The 15,381-nt window shown below is 61.7% G+C and carries 14 protein-coding genes; 4 read left to right on the top strand and 10 right to left on the bottom strand.

Annotated elements, in window-relative coordinates; genetic code table 11:
• Position 1 precedes the first annotated feature (1 nt).
• Both fdhD and BBI10_RS05745 read right to left on the bottom strand, forming a co-directional pair.
• Positions 2–841 carry a formate dehydrogenase accessory sulfurtransferase FdhD gene (fdhD, locus tag BBI10_RS05750; protein WP_065987424.1) on the bottom strand — a complete coding sequence of 280 codons (840 nt, stop codon included), beginning with the start codon at positions 839–841 and terminating at the stop codon, positions 2–4.
• A 94-nt stretch (positions 842–935) separates the two neighbouring features.
• A complete protein-coding gene (locus BBI10_RS05745) occupies positions 936–1,823 on the bottom strand; it encodes a LysR family transcriptional regulator (protein ID WP_065987423.1) in 888 nt (295 codons plus the stop codon).
• Positions 1,824–1,994: 171 nt separating this feature from the next.
• Between BBI10_RS05745 and lysM the strand changes: the two genes are divergently transcribed.
• On the top strand, positions 1,995–2,441 hold the full coding sequence (gene lysM, locus BBI10_RS05740; protein ID WP_065987422.1) for a peptidoglycan-binding protein LysM: 447 nt from the start codon (positions 1,995–1,997) through the stop codon (positions 2,439–2,441).
• Between the two features lie 132 nt (positions 2,442–2,573).
• Here lysM and yrfG read toward each other — a convergent pair whose 3' ends face one another.
• Entirely contained in the window at positions 2,574–3,236 is a 663-nt protein-coding gene (yrfG, locus tag BBI10_RS05735; protein ID WP_065987421.1) for a GMP/IMP nucleotidase, read from the bottom strand.
• A gap of 96 nt (positions 3,237–3,332) precedes the next feature.
• Between yrfG and nudE the strand changes: the two genes are divergently transcribed.
• Positions 3,333–3,899, top strand: a complete 567-nt coding sequence (gene nudE, locus BBI10_RS05730) for an ADP compounds hydrolase NudE (protein WP_065987420.1) — start codon at positions 3,333–3,335, stop codon at positions 3,897–3,899.
• Entirely contained in the window at positions 3,896–4,738 is an 843-nt protein-coding gene (gene cysQ / locus BBI10_RS05725; RefSeq protein ID WP_065987419.1) for a 3'(2'),5'-bisphosphate nucleotidase CysQ, read from the top strand. The genes nudE and cysQ overlap by 4 nt, the downstream gene beginning before the upstream one ends.
• A 164-nt stretch (positions 4,739–4,902) precedes the next feature.
• On the opposite strand, the gene BBI10_RS05720 is transcribed toward cysQ, so the two are convergent.
• From BBI10_RS05720 to rfbB, 7 genes are all read right to left on the bottom strand, one after another.
• Entirely contained in the window at positions 4,903–5,370 is a 468-nt protein-coding gene (locus tag BBI10_RS05720; RefSeq protein ID WP_065987418.1) for a YiiD C-terminal domain-containing protein, read from the bottom strand.
• Entirely contained in the window at positions 5,363–6,739 is a 1,377-nt protein-coding gene (locus tag BBI10_RS05715) for a sigma-54-dependent transcriptional regulator (RefSeq protein WP_065987417.1), read from the bottom strand. The genes BBI10_RS05720 and BBI10_RS05715 overlap by 8 nt, the downstream gene beginning before the upstream one ends.
• Positions 6,736–8,550: a sensor histidine kinase gene (locus BBI10_RS05710; RefSeq protein WP_065987515.1), complete on the bottom strand. Its 1,815-nt coding sequence runs from the start codon at positions 8,548–8,550 to the stop codon at positions 6,736–6,738. The genes BBI10_RS05715 and BBI10_RS05710 overlap by 4 nt, the downstream gene beginning before the upstream one ends.
• Positions 8,551–8,639: 89 nt before the next feature.
• Positions 8,640–9,521, bottom strand: coding sequence for a dTDP-4-dehydrorhamnose reductase (gene rfbD / locus BBI10_RS05705; RefSeq protein WP_065987416.1), 882 nt, complete (start codon positions 9,519–9,521; stop codon positions 8,640–8,642).
• A complete protein-coding gene (gene rfbC, locus BBI10_RS05700) occupies positions 9,518–10,063 on the bottom strand; it encodes a dTDP-4-dehydrorhamnose 3,5-epimerase (RefSeq protein ID WP_065987415.1) in 546 nt (181 codons plus the stop codon). The genes rfbD and rfbC overlap by 4 nt, the downstream gene beginning before the upstream one ends.
• Positions 10,060–10,935: a glucose-1-phosphate thymidylyltransferase RfbA gene (gene rfbA, locus BBI10_RS05695; protein WP_065987414.1), complete on the bottom strand. Its 876-nt coding sequence runs from the start codon at positions 10,933–10,935 to the stop codon at positions 10,060–10,062. The genes rfbC and rfbA overlap by 4 nt, the downstream gene beginning before the upstream one ends.
• The gene (rfbB, locus tag BBI10_RS05690) at positions 10,932–12,011 is read right to left on the bottom strand and encodes a dTDP-glucose 4,6-dehydratase (protein WP_065987413.1); all 1,080 of its coding nucleotides are present in this window, start codon (positions 12,009–12,011) and stop codon (positions 10,932–10,934) included. The genes rfbA and rfbB overlap by 4 nt, the downstream gene beginning before the upstream one ends.
• Before the next feature lie 296 nt (positions 12,012–12,307).
• Here rfbB and BBI10_RS05685 point away from each other — a divergent pair, with 296 nt between their 5' ends.
• The gene (locus BBI10_RS05685; protein WP_065987412.1) at positions 12,308–15,223 is read left to right on the top strand and encodes an aminotransferase; all 2,916 of its coding nucleotides are present in this window, start codon (positions 12,308–12,310) and stop codon (positions 15,221–15,223) included.
• Positions 15,224–15,381 lie beyond the last annotated feature (158 nt).

Below are 15,381 nucleotides of genomic sequence, written 5' to 3'. Positions count from 1 at the left end.
CTCACGCTTGATTCTCCAACGCAGGACTGTAAACCCGCGGCGCACTGTGTTTAGGCAGATGAATGAGGTTGAGGTTGTGGCGTCGGGCCCATTGCAGCGCCAGGCCGGTGGGCGATGACAGGCTGACGAGGGTCTGAATGCCGGCACGTAATACTTTTTGAATGAGCTCCAGACTGCAGCGGCTCGTGACAATGGCCAGACCGCCCGTGGTCGGGATGTCCTGACGAATCAGCGCGCCGATCAGCTTGTCCAGAGCGTTATGTCGGCCGATATCTTCACGACCTAAAAGAATTTCGCCTCGAGCGTCCATAAACATCGCCGCATGGACCGCGCCGCAGTGTTCGCCCAACGGCTGAAATTGGCCCATACGCTCGCGCAGACCTTTCAGCCATTCGGCGGGGGGAAGGGGCGCGCCGGGCAGCACGTTGAGCTCGGGCAATGCCTGCTCGACGGCTTCGACGCCACAGAGGCCGCAACCGCTTGTGCCGGCCAGTTGCCGACGCTGGGTCTTGAGGTTCCAGAAGGCGCGGCTGGCGATTTCGACTTCTGCGGTCTGCGCAGAGCCGCAGCCACCGAGCTTGATGTCGTAGATCTCATCCGGTGATTCGATGAGGCCGCTGCCCACGCTGAAGCCGACGATGAAATCTTCCAGGTCAGTGGGCGTGACCAGCATGACCGCCTGGCTGATGCCGTTATAGGCAATCGCCAACGCGACTTCCTCGGCAAGCACATTGGGCTCGCTGACATCGTGTTCGAGGTTCGTATAGCTGTAGGACTGGCTTGCGGCGGGCGCGGGCAATTGTTGTGCGGGCGCCGTGATATCCATGTGCTTGGCGTGCATCGGGGGTGACCGGCAGATTGATTAGGCTTAAGCCTAGGCCTCCGGTCGAATTACGTCTAATCGCTAGTACTGATGCACCGATAGATGATGTCGATCAAGACGCCTCCATCATCGTGTGGTAAAGCGCCAGGCAGGCTTCAGCCAGTGCCGACCGCGGGGCCGAGCGACGCATGATCAAGCCGAGCCGCGCCAGGGTTTGTGCCTCTTCAATCGGCTGCAGTCGGAGGTGCTCGGTCAGTGACTCAAGGCCGCCGTCCAGCGGCATGATCGCGCAGCAGAACCCGCCATGCACCGCCTGCAGCAGCTGATGGACCGCATCGGTCTGGATGATCGGCTGCGGATGAAGGCCGCGACTGTGAAAGTTGTGATCGATGGATTGCCGAAAATGCATGCCACTGGTGAGCAGCCCAAGGGGCAGTTCGGTCAGGCTTTCCCAGCTCGATGTCGCTTCGGCAAAACTGAAATAACGCTGGTCGTACATCAGCCCCATGCGGGTTTCGGCCAGTTCCAATGAGTCGAAGCGCTCGGAGTCGAGTCGGTCGAGGTACGAAACCCCGAGGTCCAGGCGGTTGCTGGCGAGTTGATCGAGGATCTGCTCGGAGCTCAGTGATGAAAGCTCAAAGCGCATGCTCGGGTGCAGAGAATGCAGACGTTGCAGCAAGGGCAGTGGATCGAAATTCGACAGCGGCACCACGCCCAGCCGTAATGTGCCCACCAGATTCCCGCGACAGGCGGCCGCTTCAGCCTGCAAACCGTCGTAGGCCGCCAGCACCGTGCGCGCCCATGCCAGGACGCGTTCGCCCGGGGCGGTGAATCCTTCGAAACGTTGGCCACGATTGACCAGCGGCAGGTCCAGCTCTTCTTCAAGGCTGCGCAGACGCATCGACAGTGTCGGTTGCGTGATATGGCAACGCGCAGCCGCTTGCCCGAAGTGACGTGTTTCGTCGAGGGCGATCAGAAATTTCAGCTGTTTAATGTCCATCTTCATTCCTTGAGGCACAGGCTGGCCCGGCGAAGTCTATCGCGACCGAACGTCCAATGGCTTGAAACCTTGAGACCCGGCCACGGGTCGGAGGTTTGTCGGGCAATGTCAGCGGAACAGATGTTGCGCGGGAAACCACAACGACACTACGACGTCACCAAGGAGAAACCCATGAGTCTGTTCAGTTTTGTGAAGGAAGCCGGTGAGAAGCTTATCGACCTGCTCACCCCAGGAAACGCCAACGCCAGCGAAGAGCTGAAAAAGCACATCGAGTCTGTCGGGCTGGGCAATCCCAACGTTCATGCAACGGTCGACGGCGACAAGATCACTTTGACGGGCGAAGTCACCAGTCAGGAAGAGAAAGAGAAGATCGTGCTGGCTGCCGGCAACATTTCCGGTGTGGGTAGCGTTGATGATCAGCTGACTGTTGCCGCTGGCGCAACTGCTGTTACCGCTGCGAAGTTCGTCACTGTTGAGAAGGGCGATACGCTCAGCGCGATCTCCAAGCGCGTGTATGGCGATGCCAACAAGTATCAGAAGATCTTCGACGCCAACAAGCCGATGCTGAAGGACGTAAACAAGATCTACCCAGGTCAGTCTCTGCGCATTCCTGAGTAACGCGGCGGTCTTACTGACCGTACGCCAACTCTTGCAGGAGCGCCCTTGCCGGCGACATTCGGACATCACGACCCATGTTTGGGTGGGGTGTGCGAGTTAAGCGGGCAAGCGTGCTCCTGCTTCGTTTTGCGCTTATAACCCCTTCATCAACGCCCGATAATCCTCAACGGCTTCGAATTCTTCGGTGTCTTTCGGCCCTTTGCGGCTGTCCGGTTCGCGCACTGCCAGCAAATGGCCGATACCGTATCGCCCAGCGCTGCGCAAGATCGGCAAGGTGTCGTCGATGAACAGGCTGCGCGCCGGGTCAAACTTGATGTCGTCCTGCAGCGCATCCCAGAACTGCGGGTGTTCCTTGGGATAGCCATAGTCGTGGGAGCTGATTAAGCGCTCGAAGTAGGGCGCCAGTTCCAGTCTTTCCATCTTCAGCGACAGCGAGTCACGGTGAGCGTTGGTGATCATGATCACCCGTTTGCCGGCCTGCTTGATGGCGGCCAAAAACGTCTCGGCATCGGGGCGCAAGGCGATGAGGTGGGCGATCTCGACTTTCAGGTCTTTCACCGGCAGGTTCAACTCCGAACTCCAGAAGTCGGTGCAGTACCAGTTGAGGGTGCCGGCGTTTTTTTCGAAGAGAGGCATCAACTCCAGCTGCGCCATTGCCAGGCTGACCCCGTGCACCTCGGCGTAGCGCCTGGGCAGATGCTCCAGCCAGAAGTGATTGTCGAAATGCAGGTCGAGCAGGGTGCCGTCCATATCCAGCAGAACGGTGTCGATATCGCGCCAGGGCAAAGAAGGCATGCAGGTCTCTCGGCGTTGGAGGGGTCGCGTGGGTTTGCGGCGAAGACATCCGCAAAAGCCACGGTATAGTAACCCGACTACGCCAAGGAGCTCGTCATGCAGCAGAAACCTACCGTCCTCTCTCGCGAAATCGTCGCGAGCAGCCGCCTGTTCCGCGTTGAAGAGGTGCAGCTGCGCTTTTCCAACGGCGTCGAGCGCACCTACGAGCGGCTGGTCGGCAGCGGCAGCGGTTATGGCGCGGTAATGATCGTGGCCATGCTCGATGCCGATCACGCCGTGCTGATCGAGGAATACTGCGGCGGCACTGATCAGTACGAGCTGTCGCTGCCAAAGGGCTTGATCGAGCCGGGCGAGGACGTGCTGGCCGCCGCCAATCGCGAGCTCAAGGAAGAAGCCGGTTATGGCGCGCGGACCTTGGTGCACCTGACCGAACTGTCGCTTTCGCCGGGCTACATGAGCCAGAAAATCCAGGTCGTGCTGGCCACCGATTTGTATGAAGAAACGCTGCCCGGCGACGAGCCTGAGCCGATGCGTGTGGACAAGGTCAATCTGCGCGAGCTTGCCGCTCTGGTTCAGAACCCGCAGTTCACTGAGGGGCGCGCGCTGGCTGCGTTGTACCTTGCCCGCGACCTGCTGGCCGAGCGTGGGGATTTTCTGCCATGAACCCGACATTCGCGCCATTGCCGCACCCGCTGCTTGCCCCCGTCATCGAGCTTTGCCGCCAAGCTGGGGAAGTCATTCTGCCGTTCTGGCGCTCCGGCGTGGAGGTCGCGGTCAAGTCGGACGACTCGCCGGTAACGGCTGCTGATCTGGCCGCCCATGAGCTGTTGGTAGCGGGGCTCAAGGCGCTGGATCCGAGCATTCCTATTCTGTCCGAAGAGGACGCGAATATTCCGTTGAGCGAGCGCAGTCAGTGGCAGCGCTGGTGGCTGGTGGACCCGCTGGATGGCACCAAGGAATTCATTGCCGGCAGTGAAGAGTTCACCGTCAACGTGGCGCTGATCGAGAGCGGTCGCGTGGTGTTTGGCGTGGTGTCGATGCCGACCAACAACCGCTGCTATTTCGGTGGCGCCGGGCTGGGCGCGTGGCGCAGTGACGATTCGCAGCATCTGGCGCCGATCAGCGTGCGCAATGAGCCGGGCGCGGGAGAAGCGTTCACCGTGGTCGCCAGCCGGCGTCACTCAAGCCCCGAGCAACAGAAGTTGCTGGCCGGTTTGTCGGAAGTGATGGGTGAATTGGAGCTGGCCAATATCGGCAGCTCGCTGAAGTTTTGCCTGTTGGCCGAAGGGGCTGCCGATTGCTACCCGCGTCTGGCGCCCACCTCTCAGTGGGACACGGCTGCGGCCCAAGGTGTGGTGGAAGGCGCGGGCGGCGTGGTATTGAACCTGGACGGCACGACGTTCGAATATCCAGCGCGGGAGACGCTGCTGAATTCGTACTTCCTGGCGCTACCGGGGGAAGCCACGTGGCGCGACGCGTTGCTGGCGCTGGCGCTGACCTGAAGCTTTCGGTTCCCTCGTAGGAGCGTGGCTTGTCCCGCGATCGGCGACGCAGTCGTCGCAGATGCAGCGCTGGGTTTTCCAGAGCGAATTGCACCGATCGGATTTGCGACCGCTTCGCGATCGATCGCGGGACAAGCCACGCTCCTACAGGTGGAAGGATGTGTTCAGCGATGCAGCACGAACTGCCCGACGAATTCTACTGCCGTTTCTTCTGAATCTTCCGCCACGATCCGGGTGTGCAGCGCCAGTCGTGCGCGGCCGCGGCGTTGGTAGAGCTTCAGAAATTTCTCCCAGCTCGCTTCATCCGTTCCGTCGCAAATGGCGACGCCATCGCGGGTGACCGGCAGGGGATAACTGATCTGGCCGTCCTGGATCACGATGTGCCCGTCGTCGATCCCGGCTTCTTTGAGCCGCAAATACAACCAGCCCCATCCTGCCAGCACCGCGCCGCAATACAGGCTGCCGCCGAACAAGGTGTTCTTGTGATTGACGTTGGGCGCCAACGGCAGGTGTAGACGAAGTTGGTGCTCTCGCCAGCCCAGCACCTTGATGCCCATCTCCCGGGTGAGGGGGATGTCCCGGTGCAGCACCGCTTCCAGGTCTTCAGCAGACGAGCAACCCCGATCAGTCATTGTCGTCGGACCCCGCGCCGTTGAAGGTCAGTCCGTGCTTGCGCAGTTTGTCGTGCAGGGTTTTGCGTGGCAGGCCCAACGCTTCGGCGAGGCTACGGACCGAGGTGTGCGGGCGGGTCAATTCGGCGGCGATCAATGCTCGCTCGAACGCCTCGACCTGTTCGCTCAGCCCGCCATTGGACGCCACCAGATCTGGCTGCGCCTCGCCTTCCAGTTCCAGCTCAAGGCCCAAGGCGAAACGCTCGGCGGCGTTCTGCAGTTCACGCACGTTGCCCGGCCAGGTGTGGCGCAGCAGCAGCGCACGATGCCCAGGCTGCAGTTCATGGCGTGGCAGGCCGTGGCGCAAACTGGCGGTGTCGGCGAAATGCTGGAACAGCACCAGTGCATCTTCGCCACGCTCGCGCAGCGGCGGAATGCGCAATGGGGCAACGTTGAGGCGGTAATACAAGTCGGGCCGGAAACGCCCTTGATCCGCGGCCTGACGCAGGTCCTCCTTGGTCGCTGCGATCACCCGGATGTCCAACGGGATCTGCTGATTTCCCCCCAGGCGCTCGACCACGCGCTCTTGCAGCAAGCGCAGCAGCTTGACCTGAACGTCCATGCTCATGCTTTCGATTTCATCCAGAAACAGCGTGCCGCCGTTGGCGAATTCGAACTTGCCGATGCGCCGCTTTTGCGCGCCGGTGAAGGCCCCCGACTCGTGGCCGAACAGCTCGCTTTCCACCACTGACTCGGCCAGCGCCCCTGCGTTGATCGCCACGAACGGACCGTTTCTGCGATTGGACAAATCGTGAAGGGCGCGGGCGACCACTTCCTTGCCGGCACCGGTTTCACCGAGAATCAACACGTCGGCCTTGGTCGCGGCCAGCGCACCGATCTGATCGCGCAGGCGCTGAATGGGGGCAGACAACCCCACCAGTCGCGTGCTCAGTTGCTGACGATCGCTGAGCTCAAGGCGCAGGCTGCGGTTGTCCAGCACCAGCCGGCGCAGCGCCAGAGCCCGCCGCACGCTGTCGAGCAGTGCATCGCTGGCGAAGGGTTTTTCCAGAAAATCGTAAGCACCCGCGCGCATGGCCTGCACTGCCAGCGGTACGTCGCCGTGGCCGGTGATCAGTAGCACCGGCAGCTCAGGATCCTGGGCGTGCAACTGGTGGAGCAGTTCGAGGCCGTCAATCCCCGGCATGCGAATGTCGCTGACGATGACGCCCGGCCAGTCGCGCTCGATGCGCGCTTGCAGCCCTTTGGCGTCGCTCAGCGGCAGGATTTTCAGGCCGGCGAGGTCCAGCGTCTGGCTCAGCGCCTGGCGCAGGTGCGGGTCGTCGTCGATCAGCACCACCTGAATGCGGCTGTCGATGGCGTCGGTGCTCATGCAGATAAGTCCTCAGACGGTTGAAGGTTGACGCCCGAGGCGCCGGTGCGCATCCGCAACGTCAGCAGCGCGCCGCCTTCCGGGTGATTGGCGAACAGCAGCTCGCCACCCAGGGCGCGCATCAGCGTATCGCAGATCGCAAGGCCCAGGCCGAGTCCCTGTGTGCGTGTCTTGGTGGTGAAGAACGGCTCGCGGGCGTGCTCCAGTGCCTCTTGTGAAAAGCCCGGGCCGTTGTCACGGATGAACAGATTGACACCCTCGGCGTTGTACTCGGCGCTGATCCACAACTTGCGCGGCGGGCCTTTCTCGGTCAGTGCGTCCAGCGCGTTCGCCAGCAGATTGCCCAGCACCTGACGCAGGCGCGTCTCGCCGGCCTGCACCCACAAGGTGGCGGCGGGCAGGTCACGAATCAGTTCCACTTCCATCGCTCGCCGTCGCTTGGCAAGCAGGGCCAGTGCATCGTCCAGCGCCGGTTGCAACGCCACGCTTTCAGGCGCATGCCGGTCGCGCCTTGCGAAGGCGCGCAGGTGCGCAATGATCGAGGCCATACGACCGGTGAGTTCGCTGATCAGCTTGAGGTTGCCGCGGGCGTCCTCTGTGCGCTGATGGTCGAGCAGCACTTCGGCGTTTTCGGCGTAACTGCGAATCGCGGCCAGTGGCTGATTGAGTTCATGGCTGATGCTCGCCGACATCGTGCCCAGCGCCGACAGCTTGCCGGCCTGAACCAGTTCGTCCTGGGCGCGAAACAGTTCTTGCTGCGCCTGCTCGCGTTCGAGCACTTCCTGGCGCAGTCGCTGGTTGACGCCTTCCAGGTCGCAGGTCCGCTCGGCGACTCGCACTTCCAGTTCACGGCGCGCCTTGGCCTCGAAGTTGATGCGATCCAGATAATGCCTGCGCCTCTGCATCATTAGCCCCAGCAGCAACATCAAGACCAGCAACGCCGCGCCGCCAATCGCCACGACGGTTCGAACAGGCCTCGACAGGAGCACCTTGGGCGCGAGGATGTTGACGCTCCAGCCGGTTTCGTCGATCTGCTGGGTTTGCGTGAGCCAGCCGTTTTCATCCAGCTGCAGCGGGCGCGGATCGCGGGTCGGGTAGGGCTGAATGGCGACGATGGCCTGCTTTTCTTCCTCGCTGAGCGGGCGTGTGGCGCGGAAACGCCAGTTGGGGTTGGAGGTGAGGATCACCACGCCGTTGTGGTCGGTGACGAGCAACTGCTCTGGCGTCTTGCCCCACAACGTTTCAGTGAGGTCCAGATCAACCTTGACCACCAGCACGCCAATCACGGTATCGCCGTCGCGCACGGCGGCGGCGAAGAAGTAGCCGCGTTTGGCCGACGTCGTGCCCAAACCGAAAAAGCGGCCGAGGTTGCCGGCCATGGCGTTGCTGAAATACGGGCGAAAGGCGAAGTTGCGGCCGACGAAGCTGTCGCGTTTGTCCCAGTTCGACGCAGCGAGGGTCTCGCCATTGGGCGCCATCAGGTAGATCACCTCGGCGCCGGTCTGGCTGGCGGTGTTCATCAGCAGCACGTTCGCCTGGGTCTGGGCCTGTGTGTCCTGCGGGTTCGCCAGCATGGCGCGCAGGCCAGGCAGGTCGCCGAGAATCTGCGGCAGCACTTCGTAGCGGTGCAACGTGCCCAGCAGGTTGGCAACGTACAGGTCGAGGGTCTGGCGATTCTGGCTCAGCAGCTCATTGCGGTAATAGTGTTCGGCCAGGCGTTCGAGCGGCCACAACAGCGGGGCAAGGATCAGCGCCAGCAAGGCAAGGCTGCGCCAGCGAGGACGGCGGGGAAGGGCGTTAGTGCTGATCATGGAATCGCCGGTGGGTGCGTTGCGATGCAGGGCGGTTGCGGACGAATCAGTATTCCGCAGCCGCTCAACATCGAGTCGGCCCATTATGCCTACCGCTGCTGCGCTAAGCACTCCAGCAACGCATCGTGCCAGTCGGGCTGGCTGACACCCCACTCGCGCTGCAACAGGCTGCAATCCAGGCGTGAATTGAGCGGACGTGCGGCCGGCGTCGGGTACGCGCTTGAAGCAATCGGCTCAAGTACTGCGCAGGGTTTGCCGCTGTTGATCAATTGCTGACCGATCGCTTCAGCGAACCCGAACCAGGACGTCTCGCCGCTGGCGGTCAGGTGATAAACACCCCAGGCGCCCGGCGCCCCATCGCGCCAGCGTTCAATCAGCGCGCCGGTGCTGGCGGCGATGGTGCCGGCCCAGGTGGGTGCGCCGATCTGGTCGGCAACAATCGACAGCTTCTCGCGGTCTTGGAGCAAGCGCTGCATGGTCAGCAGAAAGTTGCGCCCGGTCAGGGAATACACCCAGCTCGTGCGCAAAATCAGGTGCTGCCCGCCCGCTGCGGCGATGGCCCGCTCGCCCGCCAGCTTGCTGCTGCCGTAGACGCCCAGCGGGTTAGGCGCGTCCGATTCAACCCACGCGCCGGCCTTGCTGCCGTCGAACACATAGTCGGTGGAATAGTGAATCAGCGGAATGCCCAGCGCGGCGGCTTCTTCAGCAAACACACCGGGAGACGTCGCGTTAATGGCGAAGGCCAGGTCCGGCTCGCTTTCGGCCTGATCCACCGCCGTGTGTGCGGCAGCGTTGATGATCAGGTCAGGCTTGATGTCGCGAACCACCGGGCGGATGGATTCCGGCTGACTCAAATCCAGCTGATCGCGACCCAGCACGATCAGCTCGCCCATGTTCTGCAGGCGTTGCTGCAGCGCCTGGGACACCTGGCCCTGTTGCCCGCTGATCAGAATCCGCAGCGGCGCGCTCACGGAAACAGGTCCGCGTCTTTCAAGAGCTTGCCGACCTGATCCTTGGCCGACAGTTGAGGCGCTTCGCTCAAGCCCCAGTCGATGCCCAGCTCGGGATCGTCCCAGCGAATGCAGCGCTCGGCCGACGGCGTGTAGTAGTCGGTGGTCTTGTAGAGGAACTCGGCGTAGTCGCTCAACACCACGAAGCCGTGGGCGAAACCCTTGGGAATCCACAGCTGACGAGCGTTCTCGGCAGACAGCTCCAGACCGAACCACTGGCCGAACTGCGGGGAGCTGCGACGGATGTCGACGGCGATGTCCAGCACGCGGCCAGCGGTCACGCGCACCAGTTTGCCCTGCGGGTTTTCGATCTGGTAATGCAGCCCGCGCAGGACGCCTTTTTGCGAGCGCGAGTGATTGTCCTGCACGAACTGATCGGCGACGCCGGTGGCCTCGGCGAAGGCCCGGGCGTTGAAACTTTCGTAGAAGAAGCCACGCTCATCGCCGAACACTTTGGGTTCGATGATGAGGACTTCAGGCAACTTGCTGGCAACCACTTTCACTGACTTTCCCCTGCGATCTTGAACAGGTACTGACCGTAGCCGGTCTTGCCGAAATAGTCAGCCCTGTTCAACAGGTGAGCGCGGTCAATCCAGCCGTTCTGGAAAGCGATTTCTTCCAGGCACGCGACTTTCAGGCCCTGACGATGCTCGATGGTTTGCACGTACTGCGACGCGTCCAGCAGGCTGTCATGGGTACCCGTGTCGAGCCAGGCGAAGCCGCGGCCAAAGCGCTCGACGCGCAGGTCGCCGCGCTTGAGGTAGGCGTTGTTGACGTCGGTGATCTCCAGCTCGCCGCGCGGGGACGGCTTGACGTCCTTGGCGATCTGAATGACTTCATTGTCGTAGAAGTACAAACCCGTCACGGCGTAGCTCGATTTAGGCGCCTTGGGCTTCTCTTCGATGGACAGCGCATGGCCGTGCTCGTCGAAATCGATCACGCCGAAACGCTCCGGGTCCTTGACCCAGTAGCCAAACACGGTCGCGCCAGAGGTGTTGTCCGCCGCACGCTTGAGCTGCTCGCTGAAGTGCTGACCGTGGAAGATGTTGTCGCCCAGAATCAGGCACACCGAGTCATCGCCGATGAATTCTTCGCCAATCAGGAATGCCTGCGCGAGGCCGTCCGGCTTCGGTTGCTCCTTGTAATGAAAGTGCACGCCGAACTGACTGCCGTCACCCAGCAGCGCCTTGTATTGCGGCAGGTCCAGCGGCGTCGAGATGACCAGAATGTCTTTGATCCCGGCCAGCATCAGCACCGAGATCGGGTAATAGATCATCGGCTTGTCGTAGATCGGCAACAGCTGTTTGGAGACCCCGAGGGTGATCGGGTGCAGGCGCGTGCCAGAGCCGCCGGCCAGAACAATTCCTTTAGTCATGCAATCAGTTCCTTCACGTTGGTGCCCAGGCGTTCGCCCTGATAACTGCCGTCTTGCACGTTGCGGCACCATTCAAGGTTGTCGAGATACCACTGCACGGTTTTGCGCAGGCCGGATTCGAATGTCTCTTCCGGTGTCCAGCCCAGTTCGCGTTCGATTTTGCTGGCGTCGATGGCGTAGCGCATGTCATGGCCGGGGCGGTCGGTCACGTAGGTGATCAGGTCCGCGTAGTTCGCCACGCCTTTGCGCTGTTCCGGCGCCAGCTCTTCGAGCAGCGCGCAGATGCCGCGCACGACGTCGATGTTCTTTTGTTCGTTGTGGCCGCCAATGTTGTAGGTCTCGCCGACCTTGCCCTCGGTTACCACTTTGAGCAGTGCGCGGGCGTGATCTTCGACGAACAGCCAGTCACGCACTTGCAGGCCGTTGCCGTACACCGGCAGCGGCTTCCCGGCCAGGGCGTTGAGAATCACCAGCGGGATGAGCTTCTCGGGGAAATGGAACGGGCCGTAGTTGTTCGAGCAGTTGGTGACAACCACCGGCAGCCCGTAGGTGCGCTGCCAGGCACGAACCAGATGGTCCGACGCCGCTTTGCTGGCCGAGTACGGCGAGCTTGGCGCGTAGGGCGTGGTTTCGGTGAACAGGTCGTCCACGCCGTGCAGGTCGCCATACACTTCGTCAGTGGAGATGTGGTGAAAGCGGAAGGCGGCGCGCTCGGCGTCGGGCAAGGTCAGCCAATAGCTGCGAGTCGCTTCCAGCAGGCTGTAGGTGCCGACGATGTTGGTCTGAATGAATTCCGACGGTCCGTCAATCGAGCGGTCAACGTGGGATTCAGCCGCCAGGTGCATGATCGCGTCAGGCTTGAAGCGCGTGAGGACTTTACTCACTGCGGCCTGATCAACGATGTCCTGTTGCACGAACTCATACCGAGTGTTCGTGGCGATGCTCTGCAGCGACTCAAGATTGCCGGCGTAGGTCAGCTTGTCGAAATTGAGAACGTCGTGATCGGTGTTGTTGATCAGATGACGGATCAGCGCAGAGCCGATGAAGCCGGCGCCACCGGTAACAAGTATTCGCATGGATAAACCTTCTTCCCTGGAAAGACGTAAGACGATAAAGGCGTAGGACGATGGAGCATAGCTTGTGGGGCCTTGCTGACTGGCGCAAGAAGCAATCCACCGACGAGCGATGATATTAATTGATGGCCCATCGTAATTAGCGCCATTAAACCGCCGCAGGTGTTGCACGAGTTTAACGCCTGGCCTATCTATCGGTCTCTCAAGGCATTTCTTGACTGTCGCAGGTCGCGGGGTTGCTTAACGGTCGCGCAACTGGCGATATTGTCGGCGTGCCTTTATCTCTCAGGACTCCCTCCATGTCGCTCGACACTTTGATTCGTCGCTCCAGCCTGCCATGCCCGGACGTCGACGCCGCGCAGGCCGCCGAATGGCTGACGACGTATTACGGGCTGTCGGGGACGTTGAAGGCGTTGGGCAGCCATCAAGACCGAAACTTCCTGCTGGACTGCGATGACGGGCGACGTTTCGTCCTGAAGATCTGCCACGGTGCTTACTCAGCCACCGAACTTGCCGCGCAACATGCAGCGTTGCGGCATCTGGGCGCTGCGCCGCAAATGCGCGTTCCGGCAGTGATGCCGGCGCTGAAGGGTGAGGACTTGCTGTCCGTCGAGCACAACGGCAATGCCGTGCACCTGCGCGTTCTGGAGTTTATCGACGGGCAGTCACTGGCTCACGTCGCGCATCTGAACCGGCACATCGTGACCGGATTGGCGCAGCTCTGTGCCCGTGTCGACGTGGCGCTGGCCGGGTTCGAGCACCCAGGCCTGGACCGTGTGTTGCAGTGGGACCCGCGTCACGCCTTCGCGTTGATCGAGCACCTGCTCCCGGTCATCGCCGATGCCGACAAGCGCGCCTGTATCGCCGAGGCCGCCGAGCAGGCCCAGGCCTATTTGCTGCCGCTGGTGGCGTCGCTGCCGGTGCAGGCCATTCACATGGACATCACCGAGTACAACGTGGTCTGGGCGAGAGATGCCCATCGCCAGTGGCAGCTTCAAGGGCTGATCGACTTTGGTGATCTGGTGCGCACGTGGCGCATCGCTGACCTCTCGGTGACCTGCGCCGCGCTGCTGCACCATGCCGAGGGCGATCCGTTTTTCATCCTTCCCGCCATTCAGGCCTATCACCGGATCAACCCGCTTCAAAGCGAGGAACTGCTGGCGCTGTGGCCATTGATCGTGGCGCGCTCGGCCGTACTGGTCTTGAGCAGCGAGCAACAGGCGAGCATTGAACCGGACAATGCTTACATCCAGGCCAATCTGGCCAGCGAGTGGAACATCTTCGACGTCGCCACTTCCGTGCCGATTGCGTTGATGGAAGCGGCGATTCTCGACGCGGTGGGTGAATGGGAAGCGGACAAAGAGGCCGAGCCGTTCTCGCCGCTGTTGCCGAGCTTGAGCGGGCAGGGTTTTGCTTTGGTCGATCTGGGTGTGCTCAGCGAGCATTTCGTCGCGGGCAACTGGGAACAAAGCGGCATCGACGAGCAACTGCTGAAAGAGGCGGCCGAACATGGTCTGGCCGCCAGTCGCTATGGCGAATACCGGCTGTCCCGCACCCTGCCAGACAGTGCAAAAGAGCCGGACACCTTCGCGCTGCATACCGAATTGCAGATCCCCCATGGCACCGCTGTTCATGCGCCATTTGCCGGCAGCCTGCGTCACACGGCCGACGGCGCGTTGCAGTTGGTGGGCGCCGAAGTGAATCTGCGTCTGTGGGGCGTGCGCTCTGACTTTGACGCCGGTGTCGAGTTCGGCGCGGGCGACGTGATCGGGCAGGGCGGCGGCGCGTTGATCGTGCAGCTGTGTTCGGAGCCGGACGTGAGCCCGCCGCTGTTCACTGCGCCTTCGCGAGCCGCAGCCTGGCGTGCGTTGTGTCCGTCACCCAAAGGGCTGCTGGGTTTCGATTGCGATGCGCCGACGTTGGCAGATTCTGCTGCGCTGCTTGCCCGTCGCGATGCCAGTTTTGCTCGGTCCCAAAAGCATTATTACCAGGCCCCGCCGCAGATCGAGCGCGGCTGGCGCAACCACCTGATCGACATGCAAGGCCGTTCTTACCTGGACATGCTCAACAACGTCGCGGTGCTCGGTCATGGTCATCCACGCATGGCCCAAGTCGCCGCGCGGCAGTGGTCGCTGCTCAATACCAACTCACGCTTTCATTACGCGGCGATCGCCGAGTTTTCAGAGCGCCTGCTGAAGCTGGCGCCCGCCGGGATGGATCGGGTGTTTCTGGTGAACAGCGGCACCGAGGCGAATGACCTGGCGATTCGTCTGGCCTGGGCCTACAGCGGCGGGCGCGATGTCTTGAGCGTGCTGGAGGCTTATCACGGCTGGTCGGTGGCGACCGATGCCATTTCGACGTCCATCGCCGACAACCCGCAAGCGCTGAGCACGCGCCCGGATTGGGTGCATCCCGTGGTTGCGCCCAACACGTATCGCGGTGAGTTTCGTGGCGCGGACAGCACACCGTTCTACCTGCGCAGCGTGGACGCGCATCTGACTGCGATGGCCGAGCAGGGGCGGCAAGTGGCGGGTTTCATCTGTGAACCGGTGTACGGCAACGCCGGCGGAATCTCGCTGCCGCCGGGCTATTTGCAGCAGGTCTACGACAAAGTCCGCGCCCAGGGCGGCGTGTGCATCGCCGATGAAGTGCAGGTGGGGTATGGCCGTCTCGGTCACTCCTTCTGGGGCTTCGAAGAGCAGGGCGTAGTGCCGGATATCATTACGATGGCCAAAGGCATGGGCAACGGTCATCCCCTCGGCGCCGTTATCACCCGTCGCGAAATCGCTGAAGCGCTGGAGGCTGAGGGCTATTTCTTTTCGTCGTCCGGTGGCAGCCCGGTGAGTTGCCGCATCGGCATGGCGGTGCTCGACGTCATGGAAGAAGAAAAGCTGTGGGAAAACGCCCAAGTGGTTGGCGGCTATTTCAAGGAACGCCTGCTGGCGCTGATCGACAAACATCCGCTGGCCGGGGCCGTCCATGGTTCGGGGTTCTATCTGGGGCTTGAACTGGTCCGCAATCGAGAGACGCTGGAGCCTGCAACCGAGGAAACGACCTACCTGTGTGATCGTCTCCGTGAGCTGGGGATCTTCATGCAACCTACGGGGGATTATCTGAATGTTCTCAAGATCAAGCCGCCCATGGTCACCACCCGGCGAAGCGTGGACTTCTTTGTCGACAGCGTGTCGAAGGTGCTCAGCGAACTGGAGAGCTGAGTGGGCTCTTATCCGTCACGATTGGACTTTATTCCGATATATATCGGCGTTAGATGCCCGGATCTGCGCCGATTGCTTGATTAGTGTTTTTAAATCCGATTTTTATCGTCTATAACGTCTGTCTTCTTTTGCCGCAGACGCCCTCGTCGTTTCATGGA

Source organism: Pseudomonas graminis (genome assembly GCF_001705435.1).
Classification (GTDB): domain Bacteria; phylum Pseudomonadota; class Gammaproteobacteria; order Pseudomonadales; family Pseudomonadaceae; genus Aquipseudomonas; species Aquipseudomonas graminis_B.
This window is presented reverse-complemented; position numbering and strand designations above follow the sequence as displayed.

Excerpts from the sequence above, each read along its gene's own strand:
- fdhD (WP_065987424.1), bottom strand. The coding sequence starts at position 841 with ATGCACGCCAAGCACATGGATATCACGGCGCCCGCACAACAATTGCCC.
- BBI10_RS05745 (WP_065987423.1), bottom strand. The coding sequence starts at position 1,823 with ATGGACATTAAACAGCTGAAATTTCTGATCGCCCTCGACGAAACACGT.
- lysM (WP_065987422.1), top strand. The coding sequence starts at position 1,995 with ATGAGTCTGTTCAGTTTTGTGAAGGAAGCCGGTGAGAAGCTTATCGAC.
- yrfG (WP_065987421.1), bottom strand. The coding sequence starts at position 3,236 with ATGCCTTCTTTGCCCTGGCGCGATATCGACACCGTTCTGCTGGATATG.
- nudE (WP_065987420.1), top strand. The coding sequence starts at position 3,333 with ATGCAGCAGAAACCTACCGTCCTCTCTCGCGAAATCGTCGCGAGCAGC.
- cysQ (WP_065987419.1), top strand. The coding sequence starts at position 3,896 with ATGAACCCGACATTCGCGCCATTGCCGCACCCGCTGCTTGCCCCCGTC.
- BBI10_RS05720 (WP_065987418.1), bottom strand. The coding sequence starts at position 5,370 with ATGACTGATCGGGGTTGCTCGTCTGCTGAAGACCTGGAAGCGGTGCTG.
- BBI10_RS05715 (WP_065987417.1), bottom strand. The coding sequence starts at position 6,739 with ATGAGCACCGACGCCATCGACAGCCGCATTCAGGTGGTGCTGATCGAC.
- BBI10_RS05710 (WP_065987515.1), bottom strand. The coding sequence starts at position 8,550 with ATGATCAGCACTAACGCCCTTCCCCGCCGTCCTCGCTGGCGCAGCCTT.
- rfbA (WP_065987414.1), bottom strand. The coding sequence starts at position 10,935 with ATGACTAAAGGAATTGTTCTGGCCGGCGGCTCTGGCACGCGCCTGCAC.
- rfbB (WP_065987413.1), bottom strand. The coding sequence starts at position 12,011 with ATGCGAATACTTGTTACCGGTGGCGCCGGCTTCATCGGCTCTGCGCTG.
- BBI10_RS05685 (WP_065987412.1), top strand. The coding sequence starts at position 12,308 with ATGTCGCTCGACACTTTGATTCGTCGCTCCAGCCTGCCATGCCCGGAC.